The sequence below is a fragment of the Streptomyces sp. NPDC092369 genome (genome assembly GCF_044755245.1).
Classification (GTDB): domain Bacteria; phylum Actinomycetota; class Actinomycetes; order Streptomycetales; family Streptomycetaceae; genus Streptomyces.
The window spans coordinates 678449-700685 of sequence record NZ_JBIVQP010000001.1 but is presented as its reverse complement, the minus strand read 5'-3'; the positions used below and the strand labels follow the sequence as shown (position 1 = coordinate 700685).

At 69.9% G+C, this 22237-nt stretch carries 24 protein-coding genes; 14 read left to right on the top strand and 10 right to left on the bottom strand.

Translation table 11 applies throughout. The features are described 5' to 3' along the window. Positions 1-64 precede the first annotated feature (64 nt). From ACIQI8_RS03115 to ACIQI8_RS03105, 3 genes are all read right to left on the bottom strand, one after another. Positions 65-412 carry a tetratricopeptide repeat protein gene (locus ACIQI8_RS03115; RefSeq protein WP_402344184.1) on the bottom strand — a complete coding sequence of 116 codons (348 nt, stop codon included), beginning with the start codon at positions 410-412 and terminating at the stop codon, positions 65-67. 73 nt (positions 413-485) lie between these two features. Beyond that, positions 486-923 carry a MarR family transcriptional regulator gene (locus tag ACIQI8_RS03110; protein ID WP_402344181.1) on the bottom strand — a complete coding sequence of 146 codons (438 nt, stop codon included), beginning with the start codon at positions 921-923 and terminating at the stop codon, positions 486-488. Further along, positions 920-1474 (bottom strand): MarR family winged helix-turn-helix transcriptional regulator, encoded by a 555-nt coding sequence (locus ACIQI8_RS03105; RefSeq protein ID WP_402344179.1) that lies wholly within the window; start codon positions 1472-1474, stop codon positions 920-922. The genes ACIQI8_RS03110 and ACIQI8_RS03105 overlap by 4 nt, the downstream gene beginning before the upstream one ends. A gap of 88 nt (positions 1475-1562) precedes the next feature. Here ACIQI8_RS03105 and ACIQI8_RS03100 point away from each other — a divergent pair, with 88 nt between their 5' ends. Beyond that, a complete protein-coding gene (locus ACIQI8_RS03100) occupies positions 1563-2528 on the top strand; it encodes a pirin family protein (protein ID WP_402344176.1) in 966 nt (321 codons plus the stop codon). A 127-nt stretch (positions 2529-2655) separates the two neighbouring features. Here the strand turns inward: ACIQI8_RS03100 and ACIQI8_RS03095 are convergent, their stop codons facing one another. The 3 genes from ACIQI8_RS03095 to ACIQI8_RS03085 all read right to left on the bottom strand — a co-directional run bounded on the left by ACIQI8_RS03095 (position 2656) and on the right by ACIQI8_RS03085 (position 5554). After that, entirely contained in the window at positions 2656-3126 is a 471-nt protein-coding gene (locus tag ACIQI8_RS03095; RefSeq protein ID WP_402344173.1) for a DUF3618 domain-containing protein, read from the bottom strand. Then, positions 3123-3542, bottom strand: a complete 420-nt coding sequence (locus ACIQI8_RS03090) for a phage holin family protein (protein WP_402344170.1) — start codon at positions 3540-3542, stop codon at positions 3123-3125. Before ACIQI8_RS03090 ends, ACIQI8_RS03095 begins: the two co-directional genes overlap by 4 nt. 443 nt (positions 3543-3985) lie before the next feature. After that, positions 3986-5554 carry an FMN-binding glutamate synthase family protein gene (locus ACIQI8_RS03085; protein ID WP_402346652.1) on the bottom strand — a complete coding sequence of 523 codons (1569 nt, stop codon included), beginning with the start codon at positions 5552-5554 and terminating at the stop codon, positions 3986-3988. Between the two features lie 269 nt (positions 5555-5823). Between ACIQI8_RS03085 and ACIQI8_RS03080 the strand changes: the two genes are divergently transcribed. Beyond that, a complete protein-coding gene (locus tag ACIQI8_RS03080; protein WP_402344167.1) occupies positions 5824-6174 on the top strand; it encodes a PRC-barrel domain containing protein in 351 nt (116 codons plus the stop codon). 158 nt (positions 6175-6332) lie between these two features. Here the strand turns inward: ACIQI8_RS03080 and ACIQI8_RS03075 are convergent, their stop codons facing one another. Further along, on the bottom strand, positions 6333-6563 hold the full coding sequence (locus ACIQI8_RS03075) for a DUF5133 domain-containing protein (RefSeq protein ID WP_402344165.1): 231 nt from the start codon (positions 6561-6563) through the stop codon (positions 6333-6335). 156 nt (positions 6564-6719) lie between these two features. Between ACIQI8_RS03075 and ACIQI8_RS03070 the strand changes: the two genes are divergently transcribed. Then, positions 6720-8171, top strand: coding sequence for a condensation domain-containing protein (locus ACIQI8_RS03070; protein WP_402344161.1), 1452 nt, complete (start codon positions 6720-6722; stop codon positions 8169-8171). A gap of 41 nt (positions 8172-8212) precedes the next feature. On the opposite strand, the gene ACIQI8_RS03065 is transcribed toward ACIQI8_RS03070, so the two are convergent. Beyond that, on the bottom strand, positions 8213-8755 hold the full coding sequence (locus ACIQI8_RS03065; protein ID WP_402344158.1) for a GNAT family N-acetyltransferase: 543 nt from the start codon (positions 8753-8755) through the stop codon (positions 8213-8215). Positions 8756-8957: 202 nt separating this feature from the next. Between ACIQI8_RS03065 and ACIQI8_RS03060 the strand changes: the two genes are divergently transcribed. The 7 genes from ACIQI8_RS03060 to ACIQI8_RS03030 all read left to right on the top strand — a co-directional run bounded on the left by ACIQI8_RS03060 (position 8958) and on the right by ACIQI8_RS03030 (position 16361). After that, positions 8958-9986, top strand: coding sequence for a LacI family DNA-binding transcriptional regulator (locus ACIQI8_RS03060; RefSeq protein ID WP_402344155.1), 1029 nt, complete (start codon positions 8958-8960; stop codon positions 9984-9986). A 106-nt stretch (positions 9987-10092) separates the two neighbouring features. Next, positions 10093-11322: an extracellular solute-binding protein gene (locus ACIQI8_RS03055; protein WP_402344152.1), complete on the top strand. Its 1230-nt coding sequence runs from the start codon at positions 10093-10095 to the stop codon at positions 11320-11322. After that, on the top strand, positions 11315-12295 hold the full coding sequence (locus ACIQI8_RS03050; protein ID WP_402344149.1) for a carbohydrate ABC transporter permease: 981 nt from the start codon (positions 11315-11317) through the stop codon (positions 12293-12295). Before ACIQI8_RS03055 ends, ACIQI8_RS03050 begins: the two co-directional genes overlap by 8 nt. A gap of 7 nt (positions 12296-12302) precedes the next feature. After that, positions 12303-13169, top strand: coding sequence for a carbohydrate ABC transporter permease (locus ACIQI8_RS03045; RefSeq protein ID WP_402344146.1), 867 nt, complete (start codon positions 12303-12305; stop codon positions 13167-13169). 41 nt (positions 13170-13210) lie between these two features. Then, a complete protein-coding gene (locus tag ACIQI8_RS03040) occupies positions 13211-13999 on the top strand; it encodes a ThuA domain-containing protein (protein ID WP_402344144.1) in 789 nt (262 codons plus the stop codon). Then, positions 13996-15138, top strand: coding sequence for a Gfo/Idh/MocA family protein (locus ACIQI8_RS03035; RefSeq protein WP_402344141.1), 1143 nt, complete (start codon positions 13996-13998; stop codon positions 15136-15138). Before ACIQI8_RS03040 ends, ACIQI8_RS03035 begins: the two co-directional genes overlap by 4 nt. Positions 15139-15161: 23 nt before the next feature. Then, positions 15162-16361 carry a Gfo/Idh/MocA family protein gene (locus tag ACIQI8_RS03030; RefSeq protein ID WP_402344138.1) on the top strand — a complete coding sequence of 400 codons (1200 nt, stop codon included), beginning with the start codon at positions 15162-15164 and terminating at the stop codon, positions 16359-16361. A 51-nt stretch (positions 16362-16412) separates the two neighbouring features. On the opposite strand, the gene ACIQI8_RS03025 is transcribed toward ACIQI8_RS03030, so the two are convergent. After that, on the bottom strand, positions 16413-17417 hold the full coding sequence (locus tag ACIQI8_RS03025; protein ID WP_402344135.1) for an ArsR/SmtB family transcription factor: 1005 nt from the start codon (positions 17415-17417) through the stop codon (positions 16413-16415). Between the two features lie 124 nt (positions 17418-17541). Between ACIQI8_RS03025 and ACIQI8_RS03020 the strand changes: the two genes are divergently transcribed. The 4 genes from ACIQI8_RS03020 to ACIQI8_RS03005 all read left to right on the top strand — a co-directional run bounded on the left by ACIQI8_RS03020 (position 17542) and on the right by ACIQI8_RS03005 (position 21177). Beyond that, positions 17542-18873: a hypothetical protein gene (locus tag ACIQI8_RS03020; protein ID WP_402344133.1), complete on the top strand. Its 1332-nt coding sequence runs from the start codon at positions 17542-17544 to the stop codon at positions 18871-18873. A 152-nt stretch (positions 18874-19025) separates the two neighbouring features. Continuing rightward, the gene (locus tag ACIQI8_RS03015; RefSeq protein ID WP_402344130.1) at positions 19026-19745 is read left to right on the top strand and encodes a transcriptional regulator; all 720 of its coding nucleotides are present in this window, start codon (positions 19026-19028) and stop codon (positions 19743-19745) included. Further along, on the top strand, positions 19742-20713 hold the full coding sequence (locus ACIQI8_RS03010) for a pyridoxal-phosphate dependent enzyme (protein ID WP_402344126.1): 972 nt from the start codon (positions 19742-19744) through the stop codon (positions 20711-20713). The genes ACIQI8_RS03015 and ACIQI8_RS03010 overlap by 4 nt, the downstream gene beginning before the upstream one ends. Before the next feature lie 101 nt (positions 20714-20814). Continuing rightward, on the top strand, positions 20815-21177 hold the full coding sequence (locus ACIQI8_RS03005; RefSeq protein ID WP_402344124.1) for a cupin domain-containing protein: 363 nt from the start codon (positions 20815-20817) through the stop codon (positions 21175-21177). Between the two features lie 70 nt (positions 21178-21247). On the opposite strand, the gene ACIQI8_RS03000 is transcribed toward ACIQI8_RS03005, so the two are convergent. Continuing rightward, positions 21248-22222, bottom strand: a complete 975-nt coding sequence (locus ACIQI8_RS03000) for an NAD(P)-dependent alcohol dehydrogenase (RefSeq protein WP_402344121.1) — start codon at positions 22220-22222, stop codon at positions 21248-21250. Positions 22223-22237: the final 15 nt, after the last annotated feature.

Here is a 22237-nt window from a genome sequence, read left to right as displayed (position 1 = left end):
CCGGGTCACCTCGATACGGAGGTGACCCGGGGGTCGGTCGTGCGTGTCGCTCGTGCGGTACGGCTCAGACCTGCTCGAAGTCGCCCGCGAGCGCCGAGGCGATCCGCAGGTGCGAGTCGGCCTCGTCGTCCCGGCTCTGCCGCTGCAGCGTGCGGCCGAGCAGCAGCCGGGCGTAGTGGTCCACCGGGTCGCGCTCGACGATGACACGCAACTCGCTCTCCGCGCGCTTCAGTTGGGCCGAGTGGTAGTAGGCCCGCGCCAGCAGCAGCCGGGGTCCGCTCTGCTCCGGCACCTCCTCGACCAGCCCGTCCAACACCCGTGCGGCGGCCGTGAAGTCCTTGGCGTCGAAGAACATCTGCGCGCGCTCCCAGCGCTCCGCCGGTGTTCCGTGGTCGTAGTACGTGGTGTCCACTCGTTGCCTCCTTCGGCCTGCACAACCGGAGGAGTTGATTGAATATTCCACTACCTCTGGGGTGGCGGGTGCGTCAGGAGCGGCGCGCGGCCAGCTCCGCGTTGGCCCGCTCGGTCACCTGGGCCAGCACGCGTCCGGCCGCCGCCAGGTCCTCGGCCGGGATGCCGGCGTAGATCCGGGCGGATATCGCCCCGGTCTCGGCCGACACCTCGGCGCAGTACGCCCGCCCGGCGTCCGTGAGCCCGACCCGCGAGGCCTCGGGCGCCAGCAGCCCCTTGCCGATCAGCTCGTCGACGACGCCCTGGACCTCGGCCGTGCCGGTCTTGAGCGCGCCGGAGACCTCCTCGGCGAGCGCGTCGCGCTCGACGGGGCCGCCGACGACGCGGGTCAGGGTGATCTGCTGGGAGAAGGTGGTGCCGCGGAGGGCCAGAACGCTCTCCAGGACCGCGCGGCCCGCGTAGTGGGCCAGGCCGATGACCTGGCCGTTGACGGTGGGTGCGATGGTGGTCATGACTGCTCCGTCTCGTTGTCTTGGTCTTCGCCTTCGTCTTCGTGCTCGTTGTCGTCGTGCACGGTGGGCGCGAAGGGGTCCAGGGGTGCGTCGAGCAGGGTCGCCAGATCGCGCGAGAACTCCTTGGCGCGCGGGCTGTCCAGCCCGCCGAGCGGCGCCAGCAGCTGCCGCAGCAGCCCCTGTACGACCTTGATCGCGCGCCCGGTGACCTCGCGGCCCTGCTCGGTGAGCGCCAGTTGCACGGCGCGGGGATCCCTGGGGTCCCGGTCCCGCTCGACCAGGCCGGCCGCCTCCAGGGCGCGCGCCAGCTTGGACACGTAGAGCGGTTCAAGACCCGTGACGTCGGCCAGGCGCCGCTGGCTGGGACGCTCTCCGGCCCGCCGCAGGCCGTACAGCGAGGCCACCAGGACGTACTGCGCGTGGGTCAGCCCCAGCGGGGCCACCGCCCGGTCGACCGCGACCCGCCACTTCATCGACAGCCGCCACACCAGGGCGCCGGGCGTCGCCTTCTCGGAACCTGTGCCGGAACCCGCGCCTGAATCCTTGCTCATGACGAATACAGTACATGGCGACTATGTCCATGGCTACTAATTTCACCCGGACTGACGGAACGGCCCTCACGGGGCTAGGTTGTGGGACATGAGCAATCTTGATCGCGAGGCGGTTCCCGCCCTGTGCGGTGGTCGTGGCTTCGTGGTGGCGGAGCCCGTGCGTGAACTCCTCAGCCCTCGCCGGGTCCAGCTCGGCGCGTCGACCGAGGTCCGTCGTCTGCTGCCCAACCTGGGTCGCCGGATGGTCGGCGCCTGGTGCTTCGTCGATCACTACGGCCCCGACGACATCGCCGACGAGCCCGGGATGCAGGTCCCGCCGCACCCGCACATGGGCCTGCAGACGGTGAGCTGGCTGCACGAGGGCGAGGTGCTGCACCGCGACTCGACGGGCAGCCTGCAGACGATCCGCCCGCGCGAGCTCGGCCTGATGACCTCCGGCCGCGCGATCAGTCACTCGGAGGAGAGCCCCCGTCCGCACGCGCGGCTCCTGCACGGCGCGCAGCTGTGGGTCGCTCTCCCCGACGGCCACCGCCACACCGACCCGCGCTTCGAGCACCACGCCGAGCTCCCGGTCGTCACGGCACCGGGACTCAAGGCCACCCTGATCCTGGGCGACCTCGACGGGGCGAGCTCGCCCGGCACGACGTACACCCCGCTCGTCGGCGCCGACCTGACGCTCGCTGCCGGGGCGGACGTACGCATCCCGCTGGAGCGGGACTTCGAGTACGCCGTCCTCGCGATGTCCGGCGAGACCCGCGTCGACGGCGTGCCCCTGCTGCCGGGCTCGATGCTCTACCTCGGCTGCGGCCGCGACGAACTGCCGGTGCGGGCCGAGTCGGACGCCGGTCTGATGCTTCTGGGCGGTGAGCCGTTCGAGGAGGAGCTGATCATGTTCTGGAACTGGATCGGCCGCACCCAGGAGGAGATCGAGCAGGCCCGCACGGACTGGATGACGGGGACCCGCTTCGGCGAGGTGAAGGGCTACGACGGTGACCCGGTGCCGGCGCCCGAACTGCCCCCGGTGGCGTTGAAGCCGCGAGGCAGGGTGCGCTGACCTCTGCGGTTCAGGAGGTCGTCCCGAAAGCCGCCGGCCCGTCGACGTCCCCCGCGTTCTGGTCGCGGGGGACGTCGACGGAGCCCAAGGCCACTCCGAGTGGCTTACGCGCCCTCGGGAGCCTCGATCATCGGTGCTTCCTGGAACGGCGGATGAGCAGCAGGGCGATGAACGCGCCGGCCGCGGCGAGCAGCGGGACGCGGTTGGCGCGTGCCGCCCGCATGCCCTGATCGGCCTTCTCGAGCACCGGATCCGGGGTCTTCTCCCGGGCGAGCTGCCCGGCCTGGACCGCCTTGTCGCGGACCTGTTCCGTGGCCGCGCCGGCCTTGACCCGTACGGTCTCCGGGGTTTTGTCGTGCACCACCTGGGCCACGTGCGACGCCTTGTCCCGCAGTTGCGCCTTGGCCTGGGTCGTCTTCTCCTCGACCTGCTGCTTGACGGCGTCCGTCTTCTCCTGGGCACGGGCTTTGACGTCGGCCTTGGCCGCGAGCGCCTCGACGGTCTCGCCGAGTTCCTCGCGCGTCGCCTCGACCCGCTCACGCAGTTCCTCCGTGGAGGGTGCTGCCTCATCGCCCGTGTGCGGCTTGTCCTGAGTCATCGGTGTGCCTTCTCCTTGATTTCGGCTACGTCTGCCTTGACGCTGTCGATGGTCTGTTCCGGCGTCGGCGGGGACGCCTTGCTGATCTGCTGCTTGCCGAGAGCCGCCATCAGTCCGGTGACGGCGGCCAGGGCCGCGGTGGTGATCAGCGCCGCCGCCCACACGTCCATGACGAGCGAGAGCGCGGCGATCACGGTGACCACCAGTGCCTGGAGGGTGAGGACACCCAGCAGCCCGGCGCCGCCGAACAGTCCGCCACCCTTGCCGAAGCGCCTGCCCTTCTGAACCATCTCCGCCTGCGCCAGGCGCATTTCGTCGCGGACCAACTGCGACAACTGCTGCGAGGCGCGTTGGACCAGATCGCCGACCGGTTCCTGCGCTCCACTGCCGGTGCGGGGGGTGCCTTCTGTTGTCATGTGTGCTCACCTGTCCTCGTCGACGATCGACTGGCCTTCTGCTGCCACCACCTGATCGGGTGTCCGGGTACCCCGGCAACGACACCTCATCGCCGCACCGGAAATGGCATCAGGAAATACGAGGGCTGAAACGCGTCAACGGGGGCACTCGGTTGTCTGCGGCACCGATGGGCGCTGCTTCCCGAAGGAAAGAGAAACTCGTGTACATAGGTCTGGGTACCGTCGTCCTCATCATTGTCATTGTCCTCATCGTCATGATGCTGCGCCGCCGCTGACCCGTGCCTTTTTGACCGCACGATCAGCCATGACCACAGCCCGCCCCGGATTCCTGGGAATCCCTGGGCGGGCGTGGTCGCGTTCAGTGGTGGGTCTGGCGGGGACGGCGATCTCGTGCCACGGGTTCCTCCAGGTCGGAAACAGGACAGAGGCGGGTCGGAGCCAGGTCAGATCGTGAAGCGGTCGGGGTCGGCGGCCTTCCAGTCGGCCGCCCAGTCGGCGGGCGGCTCGACCAGCAACTGGCCGGGGGAGAGCCAGTCGTACAGCACGTCGTAGGAGCGCACCGTCTGCGGGTCGACGCGCCGCCGCAGCATGTGCGGGTGGAGCTGTGCGGGGTCGGTGACTCCCATGGAGGCCATGATCTGCAGGGCGCTGCCGACAGTGGCCTCCTGGAGGCGTCGCACCCGCGCGGCCTTGTCACTGACGTCCAGCGCGCGGGCCCGGCGCGGATCCTGGGTGGTGACGCCGACGGGGCAGGTGTTGGTGTGGCAGCGCTGGGCCTGGATGCAGCCGACCGCGAACATCATGGCGCGGGCCGCGTTGCCGTAGTCGGCGCCCTGGATCATGCGTTTGACGAGGTCCGTCCCGGTGGCGATCTTGCCGCTCGCGCCGATCCGGATCCGGTCCCGCAGGCCGGCGCCGACCAGCGCGTTGTGCACGGTCATCAGGCCCTCGGTGAGCGGTGTGCCGATGTGGTCGGCGAATTCGAGCGGTGCGGCGCCCGTACCGCCCTCCGCGCCGTCGACGATGATGAAGTCGGGCGCGGTGCCCTCCTCGATCATCGCCTTGCACACGGCGAGGAACTGGCGCCGGGACCCGACGCACAGCTTGAAACCGGCCGGCTTGCCGCCGGACAGCTCCCGCATCCGCGCGATGAAACGGACGAGTTCACGAGGCGTGGAGAACACCCGGTGGTACGGCGGTGACACGACCGTCTCCCCCTGGGGCACGTCCCGCACCCGGGCGATCTCCGCGTTGACCTTGGCTCCGGGCAGCACACCCCCGATCCCGGGCTTGGCCCCCTGCGAGAGCTTCAGCGACACGCACTTCACGCTCTCGCCCGACGCCTTCTCGGCGAACTCCCCGGCATCGAAGTCCCCGTCCCGGGTCCGGCAGCCGAAGTAGCCGGTACCGATCTCCCAGACCAGGTCACCGCCCGGGCGCAGGTGGTACTCCGACAGGCCGCCCTCACCGGTGTCGTGCGCGAAACCGCCCGCCGCGGCGCCCTCGTTGAGCGCCAGGACGGCATTGGCGGACAGCGAGCCGAAGCTCATCGCGGAGACGTTCAGCAGGGCCATGTCGTAGGGCCGGGTGCAGTCCGGGCCTCCGATCCGTACGCGCGGCGGGTGTTCGGGCACCGGGCGGGGCGCCATCGACGGCACCAGGTACTCGTATCCCGCCTGGTACACGTCGCGTTCGGTACCGAACGGCTCCTCGGCGGCGGTGCCCTTGGCGCGCTCGTAGACGATGCTGCGGATGTCCCGGTCGAAGGGCCGCCCGTCGAAGTTCCGCTCCACGAAGTACTGCTGCAGCTCGGGGCGGATGCGCTCCAGCAGGAAGCGGGCGTGCCCGATCACCGGATAGTTGCGCAGCACCGAGTGCCGTCGCTGGGTCAGGTCCCACACCCCGATCGCGCCGAGCGCGGCCAGTGGCACAGCGGCCACCCACCACCACGGCGACGTCATCACGGCCGCACCGACCACTGCGAGGGCGGCGCACACGACCACCGCGACCATTCCTGTTCTCAGCACGGTCCACGAGTAACCCGCCTGGCCCGTCTCATGCGGGCCGCCGCGGCGTCCGGACGCGCTCGGAGGCCAAAAAACGGTTGTGTTGATTTCCGTACTTTGTCGCGCCGTTGATATTCGGCGGTGCGGGGTCCGCCATTAATAAATGGATGAAGGTGTGGGACCGAAAACGATAGGCACCCGACCTGCCGAGGGCCGCCCACCGTAATACCGGACGGGCTTCCTCGATATTCACGCATTGCAAGGGGAGGTTTTGTATGACTGACAACATGTGGGGCTACCAGGCCGAGACGGGTCACCAGGCGGGGATGGACCTGACCGGATTCAAGGTCGAGGCGAGCGATGGATCGATCGGCAAGGTCGACAAGCACTCCGAGGACGTCGGGGCCGCGTACATCGTCGTCGACACCGGAGTGTGGATCTTCGGCAAGCAGGTTCTGCTCCCCGCCGGTGTCATCTCGTCCATCGACGTCGCGGAGCGGACGGTCCACGTCGGCCGCACCAAGGAAGAGATCAAGAACTCCCCCGAGTTCGACAAGGACAAGCACGTCGGGGACGCCGGCTACCACGAGCAGGTCGGCGGCTACTACGGAGACCGACAGGTCTGACCGTCACTCCGCAGCACAGCACATGAGGGCGGGCACCGGCACTCTGCCGGTGCCCGCCTTTGTGGGCCACCTCGGTGAACCCCGCCTCGATATAAGGGCGTACGGCTTCCACGACCGAACTGTGAGAGGGCGTGACCGAAGGCCGGGGTGGTGTGGGGTCAGCCGGCGGTGAGCACGGAGTCGTCCTGGGGGCGGGCGCCGGGGAGTCGGTGGCGGGCGGCGACGAGGGCCGACTCGACGTCCCGGGTACCGGTGGACACACACAGCGTGTAGGCGACGTCGTCCATCCGGCGTCGTGCGGCGGGGCTGCCGTTCTCGGCATGCAGCGCGCACAGGGTCTCGTACTGCTCGACGAGGTCCTTCAACACCGCGGGGTGGGCCATCAGCACCAGAGGTCTCCATTCGCGTGAACCTGACGGTCGCGATCCGAATACCCCCGACCCGCCTGCCCATGCGCGCAGGTCCGCGCGGCCGACGTCGCCACCTGATCAGCGCACGGTCGTTACCCGTCCAGAGAGTTGTTCTTACGTGGCGGGAGAGCCAGCATGAGGCAGTTTCCCTTGGAGGCACTCGACTTGGCGCCCGGGCGCCTGGTGGAGTGGCGGCTCGGGCGGACGGGGGAGCAGGCCGGCGGCGGCGCTGACGGGCCGGTCAGAAGGGCCTCGTTCAACCAGGACAAGCACTTCAGCGTGGCCGAGGAGGGCCGCAAGGCGGACGATCTGTTCTCCTCCTGGCTCGCCGTCGCGTTCGAGGTGTCGGGGACCCTCGACCGGAGCGCACTGGAATCCGCCCTGCTGCACTTCGCGCAGCGGCACGAGGTGCTGCGGTGCGAGTTCCGGCGGCTGGCGGGCGAGTTGGCGTGCGAGCCGCTCGGCCCGCAGGACATCGGCCTGACGCCGGTCGAGGTAGGGGAGTTCGACTCCACGGACGAACTGCGGACCTTCCTGTCCGACAGCTTCAAGGAGCGGATCGACACGCTCTCCTGGCCGCTGTTCCTGATGGGAGCGGTGGTCCGGGACGACTCCTCGACGGTGTACCTCGCCTTCGACCACATCGTGTGCGACGGCATGTCGATGCCGAACGTCGTCAGCGACATCCAGACCGCGTACACCGCGTACGCGGCCGGCTGTGACGTCGTACTCCCCACGGTCGGCAGCTACTTGGACTTCGCGCAGGAACAGCGCCACCGCTATCTGGCGATCAGCGAGTGCGACAGCCGGCTGGACTACTGGAAGTCCTTCATCGCGCGCAACGGTGAGTTCTTCCCGCGGTTCCCGCTCGATCTCGGGATCGACCCGGAGCGTACGTACCCCACCGTCAACGAGGCGTTCCCGCTCCTCGACGCCCGGCAGACCGCCGAGTTGGAGAACCGTTGCCGCGCGGTCGGCGGGAAGGCGTTCATGGGGGTGCTGGCCGCGGTCGCGATCTCCCTGCGACAGACGGGCGGTCCAGGCGTCTACCGCGGGGTGATGCCGGTCAGCGAACGCGGCAAAGGCGGCTGGCTGGGCTCGATGGGATGGTTCGTCAACACCCTGCCCATCGAGTTCTCCGCGGCGCAGGAGGAGAGCTTCGCCGAGGTGGTAGCCAATGTGCGGGCCGGCTTCGCGGACATGCTGCGCAGCATCGACGTGCCGTTCGTCAGGGTGTGGGAGCTGCTGGCGCCGGACGACTTCGCCAAGCGCACCTGGCCCTTCCCGGTGAACTTCTTCTCCTACGCCGACATGAGGAAGTGCCCGGGAGCGGAGAACCACGACAACTGGCGGCCCACGACCCACGTATGGGCGTCACGCTCCAACGGAACCTCCTCCTGGTTCCAGCGGGACACCTCCGGCCTCCACATGAACTCGATCTACGCCGACACGCCCCAGTCCCGGCGAACCATGACGGAACTGCGCCGCACACTCCAGCAAGTCCTGCTGGAGAACTCGGACTTCGGCACGATCCCGGCGCCGCGTAGGCAGACGGCGGGACCGCGCGTGGCGGTGCCGACGAGGTGACGCGGGCGTCGGCAGGCACCAGAGCCGGCTCTTCGCCCGCCCTAGCCTGCCGCGTCCGGCTTCCACTCCTGGACGAGGAGGCCGAGCAGGACCTCGTCCAGGAACTCGCCCATGACCCAGGCCGAGGAGCGCAGCACGCCTTCGCGGACGAAGCCGTTGCGCTCGGCGGCGCGCAGCATCGCCTCGTTGTCCGCGAGCGTCTCGATCTGCAGCCGCCGCAAACCGCGTACGACGAAGCCGTAGTGGCACAGCACCGCGACGACGTCGGTGCCGTAGCCCTTGCCGCGGGCGGAAGGCCGCAGCCCGAGCCCGATGTGCGCGTACCGGTTGTGGTTGTCGATGCCCCACAACGTCGCGCCGCCGAGCAGCGTGCCGCCGTCCAACTCCACCACGGAGAACCGGACCTGGCCGTCGTCCTTGTCATCGGTCGCGATCCGCGCGTCCTTCGCCTTGGGCGTGATCGGCCGCCACGGCCGGTCGTCGGACCGCGAGTAGTTGGCCACGTCGTCGTGGAGTTCGGCCTGGAGGATCGCAGTGTCCTCCTCGTGCCGGGCCCTGAGCCCGACCTTGCTGCCCGTTAGCATGCGAGCTTCCTATCCGAGCGGCCCGACCTGCGGCAAACGAATAAGCCGGCGCTCGTCGCAGGGCAAGGCCGCGGTGGCCCGGCGGAATCTTTTCCTGCACGGCCCTTGCCGTCGTTCGCGGCCCCTCCCTACAGTCTCGTCCCAGTCAGTCGATACGTATCGACAGCGCATCGACACCGAGGGGACCGAGGGAGGTGCTCGCATGGTGACAAGCCGGGATGTGGCCCGGTTGGCGGGCGTCTCCCAGAGCACCGTCTCCTACGTCATGAGCGGGCGCCGCTCGATATCCCCCGAGACCCGGCGTCGGGTCGAGGAGGCGATCGAGACCCTGGGGTTCCAGCCCAACGCCGGTGCGCGGGCGTTGGCGAGCCAGCGCAGCCAAGTCATCGGCCTGGTCGTGCCGTTCGCGCCGGGGGCCGACATGACGGGCGTGCTGCCCTTCATCGAGACGATCACCAAGTGCGCCCGGGAAGAGGACCACAACGTCATCCTGGCCACCGAGGACGAGGGCGCCGAGGGCCTCACCCGGCTCAGCGACCAGTCCCTGTGCGACGCGATCGTGCTGATGGAGGTCGGGTCCAAGGACCCGCGCATCCCCGTGGCGGCCGGGCTGAGCGTGCCCGTCATCCTGATCGGCGTACCGGACGACCCCGCGGGCCTTTACTGCGTCGACCTGGACTACACCCTGGCCGGACGCATGGCGGTGGACCAACTGGCCGCCTCCGCGCACGACCGCGTCGTCCTGCTCGGCTACCCGCGTGACGTGCTGGAGCGCGACGTCAACTTCGTCCGGCGCTTCCTGCGGGGAGCCGAGGACGCGGCCGCCGCGCACGGCATCGCGTACGCCGAGGTGAGCCCGCCGGACACCAGCCGGGCCGGAGCCGAGGCCGCCCTGGACGAGGCGCTCGCGGAACGGGGGCCCGGCGGGGGAGAGCGGCTCGGACTCGTCGTCCCCGACCCCCAGTTGATCCAGCCGACCCTGCAGAGCCTGCTGGACCGCGGTCTGGTCCCGGGCCGCGACCTGTCCGTCATCGGACTGTGCACGGACCGGACGGCCGAGACCTCCACACCTCCCGTCACCAACCTCTCGCTGGAACCCAGGGACGTCTCGCGCCGCGCGATGCGGATCCTGTTCCGGCTGCTGAACCGCGAGAGCGTGCCCGCCCCTTCGACCGTCGAACTGGTAACCCCACGTCTGACCCTGCGTCGGACGAGCCTGCCCAACCGCTGATCCCCACTGTTTCGTGTCAAGGGGGATGACGCGTCATTGCTGTCGATACGCATCGACACCCCCGCGCGGTCCGCCCGAGACAGCGCCGACCGAGGAGAGAACGAACATGGCTCAACGACGAGCGATCCTCAGCAGAACGACACTGACCGTGACCCTCGCGCTCATGGCGCCGCTCTCGCTGAGCGCCTGTGGCTCGAACAGCGGATCCTCCGGCGGCGCCGACACACTGCGGGTGATGGACTACTACGCGGATCAGCCCGACAAGGGCATCTACGCGAAGGTCCTGGACGCGTGCGGGCGGCAGAACGGCGTGACGATCAAGCGGGAGGCCGTGGCCGGCCCGTCCCTGATACCCAAGGTGCTGCAACAGGCCTCGTCGCGGACCCTGCCCGACGTCCTGATGCTCGACAACCCCGACCTGCAGCAGATCGCCGCCAGCGGCGCCCTCGCCCCGCTCAGTGACTTCGGCCTGAAGGCGGACGGCTACGCCAAGGGCGTGGTGGACGCCTCGACCTACCAGGGCAAGCTCTACGGCCTGCAACCGGTGACCAACACGATCGGCCTCTTCTACAACAAGGACATGCTCGACAAGGCGGGGGTGAAGCCGCCCACCACCTGGGCCGAGCTCAAGTCGGCCGCCAAGAAGCTCACTTCGGGCAAGCGGTACGGCGTCGCCTTCGCCGCACCGGCCACCTACGAGGGGACCTGGCAGTTCCTGCCGTTCATGTGGTCCAACGGCGGCGACGAGAAGGACATAGCAACTTCCCGGACCGCGCAGGCACTTCAGCTCTGGGTGGACCTGGTCAAGAGCGGCTCGGCCTCCAAGTCCGTGGTCAGCTGGGGCCAGGCCGACGTCAACGACCAGTTCGCGGCGGGCAACGCGGCCATGATGATCAACGGCCCCTGGCAGTTCCCGATCCTGGACAAGAAGACCAGCCTGCACTACGACGTGGTCCAGATCCCCGTGCCCAAGGCCGGCGGAACTCCCGTCGTCCCGCTGGGCGGTGAGACCTGGACCGTCCCGCAGACCGGCAACGCGCAGCGCCAGGACAAGGCGGCCAAGGTCGTCGCCTGCCTCAACTCCGACAAGAACCAGCTGGCGCTCGCCCAGCAGCGCCAGACCGTGCCGACGAAGACCGCGCTGATGGACCGGTTCGCCGCTCAGCAGCCCAGGATGAAGGCGTTCACCGACCAGGTGCGCAACGCCCGTGCCCGCACCGGTGAGTTGGGCAAGGACTGGCCGAAGGCCGCCACCAGGATCTACACCGCGATGCAGACCGCGCTCACCCAGGGGGCGACCCCGGCGAAGGCACTGAAGCAGGCCCAGGATGGCTGACGTACTGCGTCGCGCGGTGCGGGCCAAGGAGCCTGCGGTACCGGCCACGGAGAGCGCCCCGGCGGGCCGGAGGCTCGGGAAGCTGGGCGGACGCGGCCGGCGGGGCCAGTCGCACCTGCTGTTCCTGCTGCCCGCCGTGGCCTACCTGGTGGCCTTCCTCGGCTACCCGGTCGTGAAGAACGTCGTCATGGGGTTCCAGCACTACACGACGAGCACCTTCTACACCGGCGAGGCGCCCTGGGCCGGACTCGCCAACTACCGGGCCGTCATATCGTCCTCGGTCTTCGACAAGGCACTGCTCAACACGCTGCTGTTCACCGTGGGTTCGATCGCGGGGCAGTTCCTCATCGGCCTGGCGATCGCCCTGTTCTTCCGCCGCAGGTTCCCGCTGAGCGGCGTACTGCGCTCCCTGCTGCTGTTGCCGTGGCTGGTGCCGCTGATCGTCTCCAGCGCGGTGTGGCGCTGGATCCTCGACCAGGACAACGGCGTCCTCAACCGCTTCCTGGGTGCCCTGCACCTCGTACAGGACCGTCCCGGCTGGCTGACCAGCACCTCGCTCGCGCTGTTCGCGGTGATCGTGGTCAACATCTGGATAGGGATCCCGTTCAACGTCGCGATCCTCTACGGCGGACTCCAGGACATCCCCGAGGAGTTGTACGAGGCGGCGGCCCTGGACGGCGCGACGGGCTGGCGGGCCTTCCGGCACGTGACCTGGCCCCTGCTGCGTCCCGTGGTCAGCGTGGTGCTCGTCCTCGGCGTCGTCTACACGGTCAAGGTGCTCGACGTCATCCTCGGGCTCACCAACGGCGGACCGGCGAACGCGACGCAGACCATCGCCAGCCAGTCCTACCAACTCTCCTTCCAGCAGTTCGACTTCGGACAGGGTGCCGCACTCGGCAACGTCCTCATCGTCATCTCGCTGGTCTTCGCCGTCCTCTACCTGCGCGCGAACCGCCGCGCCGTCGAGCAGTGAGGCCGTCATGGCAACCGTCACGCACACACCGGTCCGACCGGTCAGGCACCCACCCGTCCACCGGCGCCGCTCCCGGCGGCCCTGGGGATACACCGCCATCGGCGCGCTGATCCTGGCCGTGATGCTGTTCCCGGTCTACTGGATGGTCAACGTCTCCCTCCAGCCGGCCAACACCGCGGTGAGCACGCCCTGGTTCCCGACCCATCTGAACTTCGACGGCTACGCCACCGCGTTGAGCCAGCAGGGGGCCAACCTCCTGACCAGCCTGGTGGTGGCGGTGGGCAGCGTGGTGTTCAGCCTGATCATCGCGAGCCCGGCCGCGTACGCGCTCGCCCATGTCAACGCGCGCTGGGTCGGGCCGGTGCTGTTCGGGATCCTGATCAGCCAGATGGTCCCCGGCATCGTCGTGGCCAACGCCCTCTACAGCGCGTACAACGACCTCGGGCTGCTCAACTCGATCCCCGGCCTGGTCCTGGCCGACTCCACCGCGGGCATTCCGTTCGCGATCCTGATCCTGCGGGCCTTCATGGGCAACATCCCGTCCTCGGTGATCGAGGCGGCCCGGGTGGACGGGGCGGGCAGGGTCCGGGCGTTCGTGTCGATCGTCCTGCCGATGAGCAGGAACGCCCTCATCACGGCAGGGCTGTTCACGTTCCTGTTCACCTGGAGCGACTTCCTCTTCGCGCTGACCCTGACCACGACCGAGGACGTCCGACCCGTCACCCTCGGCCTCTATCAGTACCTCGGCGCCCACGTCAGCGACTGGAACGCGGTGATGGCCACCGCGACCCTCGCCTCGGTCCCGGCTCTCGTGCTGCTCCTGGTGGCGCAGCGCTACATCGCCACCGGCGTGACCGGCGGAGCCGTCAAATGACCCGCCCCCAGGGCGACTTCACAGAAAGGGAGCACACCCCTGTGACCACGTCTTCCGCACCGCCCCCGGCCCCGATCCGCGTGACCGTGTGGGGGGAGAACCGCCACGAGAAGATCGAGGAGCACGTGGCCAAGATCTACCCGCAGGGCATGCACACCACGATCGCCGAGGGCATCAAGGAGAACCTCCTCGACGCCTGCACCGTACGCACCGCCACGCTGGACGATCCCGAACACGGCCTGACCGAGGAGGTGCTGGCCTCGACCGACGTCCTCACCTGGTGGGGGCACGCCGCCCACGCCGAGGTGTCCGACGAGGTCGTGGAACGGGTGCACCGGCACGTCCTGTCCGGTATGGGCCTCGTGGTCCTGCACTCCGGCCACTGGTCGAAGATCTTCGTCAAGCTCATGGGTACCAGCTGCACCCTGCGCTGGCGCAACGAGCACGACCGCGAACTGGTGTGGACGGTGAACCCGACTCACCCCATCGCCAAGGGAGTTCCGCATCCGCTCATCGTCGACGAGGACGAGATGTACGGCGAGTTCTTCGACATCCCCGTCCCGGACGAACTGGTCTTCGTCAGCTCGTTCACGGGCGGCGAGGTGATCCGCAGCGGCTGCACGTTCCGTCGCGGCCACGGCAGGATCTTCTACTTCAGCCCCGGCGACCAGGACTACCCCGTCTACCACAACAAGGACATCCGTCGGGTGATCGCCAACGGCGTCCGGTGGGCGCGCACGGACCGGCCCGAGCGCAGCCACCCGGTGCTGCTGCGCTACGACACCGACGACTTCTTCAACGGCGTGGACTACTCGGGGCCGCTTCGATGACCCACCGGACGATTCCCTGCGGGCCCGACAACCCCCTGCGCGTGATCGTGGTCGGCGCCGGCTCCATGGGACAGCAGTGGCTGACCACCGTCTCCGCCGCGCCCGAGACCGAGCTCGTGGGCATCGTCGACCTCGACCTGGACGCGGCTCATCGTTCGGCCGCCGGGCTGGGTCTGCCGGACCTGCCGGTCGGCTCCGACGCGGTCGCGCTCGCGGCCGGCACGGGCGCTCAGGCACTCGTCAACGTGACGGTCCCGGTGGCCCATCACCCGGTCACCACCGCCGCGTTGTTCGCCGGGCTGCCTGTCCTCGGTGAGAAGCCGATCGCCGACACCCTGGCCCGCGCCCTGTCCCTCGCCGCCGCGTCCGAGGTGAGCGGCGAGCTGTTCATGGTGAGCCAGTCACGGCGCTGGAATCCCCAACTCTTCGCCCTCCGAGGGATGTTGGGGGAACTCGGTGCGATCGGCACACTGACGACCGAGTTCTTCAAGGCTCCGCACATGGGCGGTTTCCGCGAGGAGATGGCGTACCCGCTGCTGATCGACATGGCGATCCACGCCTTCGACTCGGCCCGCTTCCTGCTCGGCGCGGACCCGGTCTCCGCCTACTGCCAGGCGTACAACCCGCCCTGGAGCTGGTACGACGGCGACGCCGCCGCGAGTGCCGTCTTCGAGATGGAGGGGGGTGCGCGCTATGCGTACAACGGCAGTTGGTGCAGTCCGGGCGCCGAGACCTCGTGGAACGGAGTGTGGCGGGCGAGCGGCGAGAAGGGATCGGCGCAGTGGGACGGGGACACCGAGCCCGTGCTCGTCGCCGACGTACAACCCGCCGAGCGGCCCCGCTCCCCGTACACCGACATCGCCGGAGCACTCCAGGTCTTCGTCGAGGCGCTGCGGACCGGCAGCGTGCCCATGGGCGAGGTGCACGAGAACACCATGAGCCTGGCGATGGTCGAGGCCGCGGTGGAGTCGGCCAGGACCGGCCGGCGCGTACTCGTCGACGACGTGCTCGACCAGGCGTACGCGGTGGCCCTGCGCGAGGAGAGCCGCCCCGACGTCCGCGCCGCTCTTGCCGGTTGGCCCTCCGTGCGCGACGCCCTCGCCCCGCACCCGGCACCGCCCGCCGCCGCGTCCGCCTGACGCCCCACCGACAGGGAGATCCCATGCCCCGCCCTTCGCCCGACCCCGTGTCCGGCCGCCCCCGCCTCGGGGTGGCGATGATCGGCCACTCGTTCATGGGAGCCGTGCACTCCCAGGCCTGGCGCACCGCCCCCCGCGTGTTCGAGCTGCCCTTCGACGTCGACATGACCGTCGTCTGCGGCCGTGACCCGAAGACCACGGCGCGGGCCGCCGAGCGGCTGGGGTGGGGCGACTGGGCGACCGACTGGCGGCAGGTGGTGCGCCGCGACGACGTGGACGTCGTCGACATCTGCACACCCGGCGACTCCCACGCCGACATCGCGATCGCCGCCCTGGCCGCCGGCAAACACGTGCTGTGCGAGAAGCCTCTCGCCAACACGGTGGAGGAGGCCGAGCGCATGGCCGCGGCAGCCCAGGCGGCCGCGGAGGCCGACGTCCGGTCGATGGTCGGCTTCAACAACCGGCGGGTGCCCGCGCTGGCCCACGCCGCGTGGCTGATCGCCGAGGGCGTGATCGGCGAGGTGCGGCACGTCAGGGCCCAGTACCTCCAGGACTGGATCGTCGACCCCGAGTTCCCGCTGGTGTGGCGGCTGCGCAAGGAACGGGCCGGGTCCGGCGCGCTGGGCGACCTCGGTTCGCACGTCATCGACCTGCTCCAGCACCTGACGGGCGAGCGGCTCACCGGGGTGTCGGCGGTACAGGCCACGTTCGTCACCGAGCGCCCGCTGCCGACGGAGTCCAGCGGGCTCTCGGCGAGCGCGGGGGAGGAGCGCGGACAAGTGACCGTCGACGACGCGACCGCGTTCACCGGCCGCCTGGAAGGGGGCGCACTCGTCGTGGTCGAAGCGACGCGCTTCGCCACGGGACGCAAGAACGCGATGCGGATAGAGGTGAACGGATCACGGGGGTCGCTCGCCTTCGACTTCGAGGCGATGAACGAGCTCCAGCTGTACGACGCCACCGATCCGGAGACGGAGGCGGGATTCCGCCGGATCCTGGAGACGGATCCCGAACACCCCTACCTGAGCGCCTGGTGGCCGCCCGGTCATGGACTGGGCTACGAGCACGCGTTCGTCCACCAGGTCCACGACTTCCTGACGGCGCTGGCGGAGGACGGGAGCCGGCCGAGTCCGTCGTTCGCCGACGGCCTCCAGGTCCAGTACGTGATGCGGGCCGTCGAACGCAGCGCCGCGGACTCCTCCCGCTGGACGAGCGTCGACTGAGCGGCCGGGCGTGACGTGAGCGCGTTCATCACGCGCGCGTGCGGGGCGCGTTCACCCCGCGTCGAGCAGCCGCAGCCCCAGCGGAGTCGCCGAGTGCAGGACATATTTGCCGGCGCGTCGGCTGTCGACCAGGCCGCCCTCGCGCAGCACCCCGAGCTGGTGGCTGACGCTCGGCAGGGAGAGGCCCACCGCCTCGGCGACCTCGGACGTGGTCCGGCCCTCCCGCTCGGCCACGTCCGCCAGGACCGCGGCACGCGTGCGTCCCAGCAGCCGTACGAGCGACTCCCCGGTCCTGCGGGAGACGTCCAGCGGGGTCTTCGACACCGGGTAGACCAGTACGGGGGTCAGCTCCGGGTCGGCCAGCGCGGTCGGCCGGCCCCAGCAGAAGTACGAGGGGACCAGCAGCAGTCCGCGCCCTTCGAGACGCAGGTCGCGGTCCACGGGGTAGTCCACTTCGAGGACCGGGGACCGCCACCGGGCATACGGATGCAGCCCGTTCAGGAGGGCGGAGGTCCCACCGTCCAGGAGCGTCTGGGTGCGCCGGTCGAGGTCGTCGCCGACCATGGCGCGCACCTGGGACCAGTGCGGCTCGACCAGGGTGCGGAAGTAGACCCCCAACGCACGCGTGAGAGCGGCCAGTCCACCGTCGCCGGGGCGGCCGAGCCCCGTGGTCCAGGCGGGCAGCGAACGGGTCCCGCCCAGTCGCGTCAGGTCGCGCACCACCCGTCGGCGCGGAGTGGCGCGCACCTCGTCGAGGCCCGCAGTCAACTCCGTGCCGGAGACCGGGGGAGTGAGGAAATCGGGGATGTAGCCCACGCTGGGGATCAGTGACCGCAGCGGCTGCAGGGCCTCTCTCAAGGCCGGTTCGCCGGAGATTCTCGAACGGGCCGAACGACGCCACTGACCGAATTCCAGCGGTCCCTGTCCGGTCTTCAGCCGACACATACTGCAGACCAGCTCCCACAGCGGGTCCGGGCGCCGCAGGATCCGGATGCTCTGCAGGTCGTGGGGGGTGAAATGAATACGGAGCATTACGTCCTCGCTCGCCTGGGACATGCCGGTCGCGAACCGCCCTGTTCCCGCCCGGCGATTCCCGTTATATCAACGAACGCAATTCCGTGGCCCCTTCCCGACCGGTCGCCCGAACCCCGTTGTCAGTGGCGCGTCCTACGCTCGAAGCATGACCTACAGCGTCTGGCACAGGGGCCTCGGAATCACGCTCGACCTCACCGAGGCCGATCTCGGGCACCCGGAATACCCGGGGCTGCTCGACGAGATCTACGGCAATTACCAGCCGGATCTTCTGTACTGCCTGGAAGCCCATGAGGACGAGGGCTTCATCTGCCCCGGCTTCATGGCCATCCGCAAGGTCGACGGCCGTCCGCACGGGATGCATGTCGCCAAGGGAGAGCGCCCCGAGACGAAGGCGGAAAGCGATCTCCACAAGGCACTTGGGGAATACACCGCCCAGGTCGCCGGGGGAGAGGGTTTCCGGGTCACCCGCCCGGACGCCGGCCGGCGCGGGAAACGACGTACGGACGTGACCGTCGAGGGCACCGACAGCAGGCGGTTCGGATACGAGATCCAACTCTCGGCGATAGCGGGCGGTTCCGTCGACGACCGCACCCGCGGCGCACGCGAGGCGGGCCTCATTCCGCTGTGGCTCGTCAACAACGAGAACGCGATCCCGATCGACCGCGCCCCCTGGGCCCGGCTGAACGTACAGAGCTGGCGTGACGTGACCGACCGCGCGGCCCTGCCGGTGCGCGGTGGCATCAAGCAGCTGCACATGTCCCGCTGCGACTGGACCAACCCGGTCCCGTGCCCACGCCAGGGCACCAGCAGGTGCGGCGGCCGGCACGGGCTGTGGGAACCCGTGCGCGGTCTCTACTACGACGACGTCATCCGGCGCACGGCCACCGGCGAACTCGTCTCGCTCTACCTGCCCCACCCGGCGGGCCGCCGCGGCTGGCACATGTGGGTCACCCCTTCGGACAAGGAGGAGTTCCTCGAAGGCCGCCCGGAGCCCCTGCCGGGAGTGCCGGCGCAGCGCCGGGGAGGGGCGGCGGATCCCGTAGGCCGACCGCTCGACCCGGGGACCGGGGACGGCGCGGAGGCGGACGTCCGGGCGGAGCTCGCGCGGGCGCGTGACGACGAGCGGCCCCTCGACGCCTCGCTGTGGCACACGGAACCCCCGTCCTGGGAGTTCTCCCGGCCGTTCACCGTGGGCGAGTTCGTCATACCCGGCGACCTGGTCGCCGCCCGGCGCACCTTCACCAGGGCGCTGGCCCACTGCCAGGACATCGCCTCGCACCTGCCCAGCGGCGCCGATGTGGCGGCGGGGCGGGCCGAGATCACCGGCGAGCAGCGGGAGCGGCTGTCGGACGCACGCGAGCGGTGCCGTCGGCTGGCCGAGGAGATGCACACCCACACCTGGTGGGAGACGGTCGGCGACCGGCGCGCGGCAAGGGAGGCGCTCCTTCACGCGGCGACGCACGACTCGGTGTCCTAGGCGGAGTTGCCCCGAGGGCGGAGGCGCCGTGGAGAGGTGCTGGACTATTAGTCCAGTACTTGGACGTGTAGTCTAGAACCTCGATGCGGTGCGTAATCACCGGAACCGCCGAATCACTGGGCCGCGGAAGAGCGCGAGAACGGGGGCACGTCATGGTCGCCGACAAGGCGTCCGCACTCGCAGCCACACCCACGCTCACCGCCGAGCGCGACGCGATCATCGCCGCCCTCGGACCGCTCGTCGACGGCCTCGTGGCCACGTTCGGGCCGATGTGCGAGGTGGTCCTGCACGACTACCGGCAGCCGGAGAAGTCCGTCGTCGCCCTCGCGGGCTCGGTCACCGGGCGGGCAGTCGGTGGCGCGATGAGCGAGATCGGCCTGCGGATCGTCGCCCGTGGCGACGCGGCGGCCGACGACCTGAACTACGTCACCCGCACCCCGGCCGGCCGGCTCGTCAAGTCGTCCACGATGGTGCTGCGGGACTCCACGGGCGCGGTCTTCGGCGCGCTGTGCGTCAACGTGGACGTCACCGCCGTAGGAGAGGCCCATGCTCTGCTGGGCGCGTTGGCCGGCCTGGGACAGGGCCCCACCGAGGCACCCGTCACCACCTTCGGCAACGACGTCGACTCCGTCGTGGACGCCATCCTCGACACCCACCTCGCCGGACAGCACCGGACCTGGGCCGGACTGGACCGCGCCGGACGGCTCGATTTGTTCCGAGGTCTCGACGAGCACGGCGTGTTCGCGGTGCGGCGGGCCGTCGAGCAGGTCGGTGCCCGCCTCGGCATCTCCCGTGCCTCCGCCTACAGCTACCTCTCCCAGGCCCGCGCCGCCGCGGTCCCGACGCCCGACCCCGATGGAGGACCCGCGTGACGACCACCACCCCGCCGATCACCCTCGACGCCGTCCGTGACGCCGCCGCGCAGATCAAGGGCATCGCCCACCGCACCCCCGTGCTGCGCTCCCGCACCCTCGACGCGCTGGTCGGCGCCGAGGTCCACATCAAGTGCGAGAACTTTCAGCGGATCGGCGCCTTCAAGTTCCGCGGCGCCTACAACGCGGCCTCCCGGCTCACTCCGGACGAACTGGCCCGTGGCATCGCCGCCTACTCCTCCGGCAACCACGCCCAGGCGGTCGCCCTGGCGGCCCGGGAACTCGGCAGCACCGCCGTCATCGTCATGCCCGAGGACACCCCCCGCTCCAAGCGGGACGCCACCGCCGGATACGGCGCCGAGATCGTCACGTACGACCGCTACACAGAGGACCGTGTCGCCGTCGGCGAGGCCCTGGCCGCCGAGCGCGGGCTCGCCCTCATCCCGCCGTACGAACATCCGCACGTGATGGCGGGGCAGGGCACCGCGGCGCTCGAACTCCTTGAGGAGACGGGGGAGTTGGACGCGCTGGTCGTGCCGGTCGGTGGTGGCGGCCTGATCGCCGGAAGCGCCACCGCGGCCAAGGGGCTGTACGCGGGGATCCGGGTGGTCGGCGTCGAGCCGGAGGCCGGGGACGACACCAAGCGGTCTCTGGAGGCGGGCCGGCGCGTCAGCATCCCGGTGCCCCGCACCATCGCCGACGGCCAGGCCGCGGACATCCCCGGCGAGCTGACGTTCTCGGTCAACCAACGGCTCGTCGACGAGATCGCCCTGGTGTCCGACGACGAGATCCGGGACGCGATGCGGTTCGTGTTCGAGCGGCTGAAGATCGTCGTGGAGCCGAGCGGGGCGACTCCGCTGGCCGCGCTGCTGAGCGGGCGCGTGGGTGCGCTGCCGCGCCGGATCGGCGTGATCGTCTCCGGCGGGAACATCGCCGCCGACCGCTTCGCGGAGCTGTGCGGCCACTGACCGGCGGTCGGGGGGCCTCTGCTGTCGTCCCTCGAATGGCGCCATCCGTTTGACAGGCCGACGATGGAGTGGTGGGGCGGTTCGAACGGAAGGGAGCCGTCATGATCGAGGTCAAGTCGGTGGACAAGCCCGATGAACGGCGCGATTTCCCGCGCGGGCACCTCGAAGCGGTCCATCTCACCGGGCTCGACTTCGCGGTGGGCACCTTCGAACCCGGCTGGCGCTGGTCCGAGTCCGTGGCGCCCATCGCCGGTACGGAGAGCTGCCAGGTCCATCACAACGGGTACGTCGTCCAAGGGCGTATGGGCATACGCATGGACGGCGGTGGTGAGAGCGAGGTCGGACCGGGCGATGTCTTCGTGGTTCCGCCCGGACACGACGCCTGGGTGATCGGCGACGAACAGGTCGTCGTGTACGACTTCGCGGGCGGAATGGCCCAGGAGTACGCGAAGGCGAAGGACTAGACGCCGCGTTCATGTTGTTCCGCCTGGAAGGTCGGAGGACAGGTCTGCCTACGGCCTTCCCGCGGCCTGCTCACACCGTGATGACGATCTTCGAGCGCGCGTGCTCCACCTCCATGTGCCGCATCGCCTCCGGCACCTCGCTCAACGGGTACGTGCGCTCGACGACCGGCGAGAGCTTCCCGGCCTCGGCGAGCCTGCGCAGCTCCGCCAGGTTCGCCTTGCTCTGTTTCGCCGGGAGTTCGCGCAGCCGCTGACGGACGAAGGGTGCGGTGAGGCGCCCCTTGATGAAGAGCACCATCGGTCCGAACAGGCTGCCGCCCTCGTAGAAGCCACCGCCGGACAGGACGAGCATTCCGGTGGGCGTCAGGGCGCGCCGGAACTCCGTCAGCGAGCGGTTGCCCACCAGGTCCAGGACGACGTCGTAGCGGCGCCCGGCCCGGGTGAAGTCCTCCTGCGTGTAGTCGATGACGTGGTCCGCGCCGAGCGAGCGCACCAGGTCCACGTTCCGGGTGCTGCACACGCCGGTCACCTCGGCGCCGTACGACTTGGCGATCTGCACGGCGAACGTGCCCACTCCGCCCGACGCGCCGTTCACCAGCACCGACTGCCCCGCCTCGACATTGGCGGTGTCCCGCAGTCCGATCAGCGCGGTGTTCGCCGCGAGCGGCATCGCGGCCGCCTGCTCGAAGGTGAGCCCGGCCGGCTTCACGTCCACCGAGCCGTCGGCGGCGCAGACGAACTCCGCGAACGCGCCGTCGGCCTCCCCGTACACCTCGTCCCCGGGCCGCAGCCCCTTGACCGCGGCGCCGACCGCCTCCACGCGCCCGGCGAAGTCGCGACCCCGGATACGCGCCTTCGGCCGGCCGATGCCCATGCTCAGCCGGGCGATCCTCGGATCGCCGCGCATGAAGTGCCAGTCGTACGCGTTGACCGAAGCCGCGAGCACCCGCACGAGCACCTCGCCCTCGTCGGGCACGGGCTGGTCGACCTCCTTGACCTCCAACGTGTCCGCCGAGCCGTACCGGTCCTGAACGACTGCCTTCATGGGATCCCCCTCCAT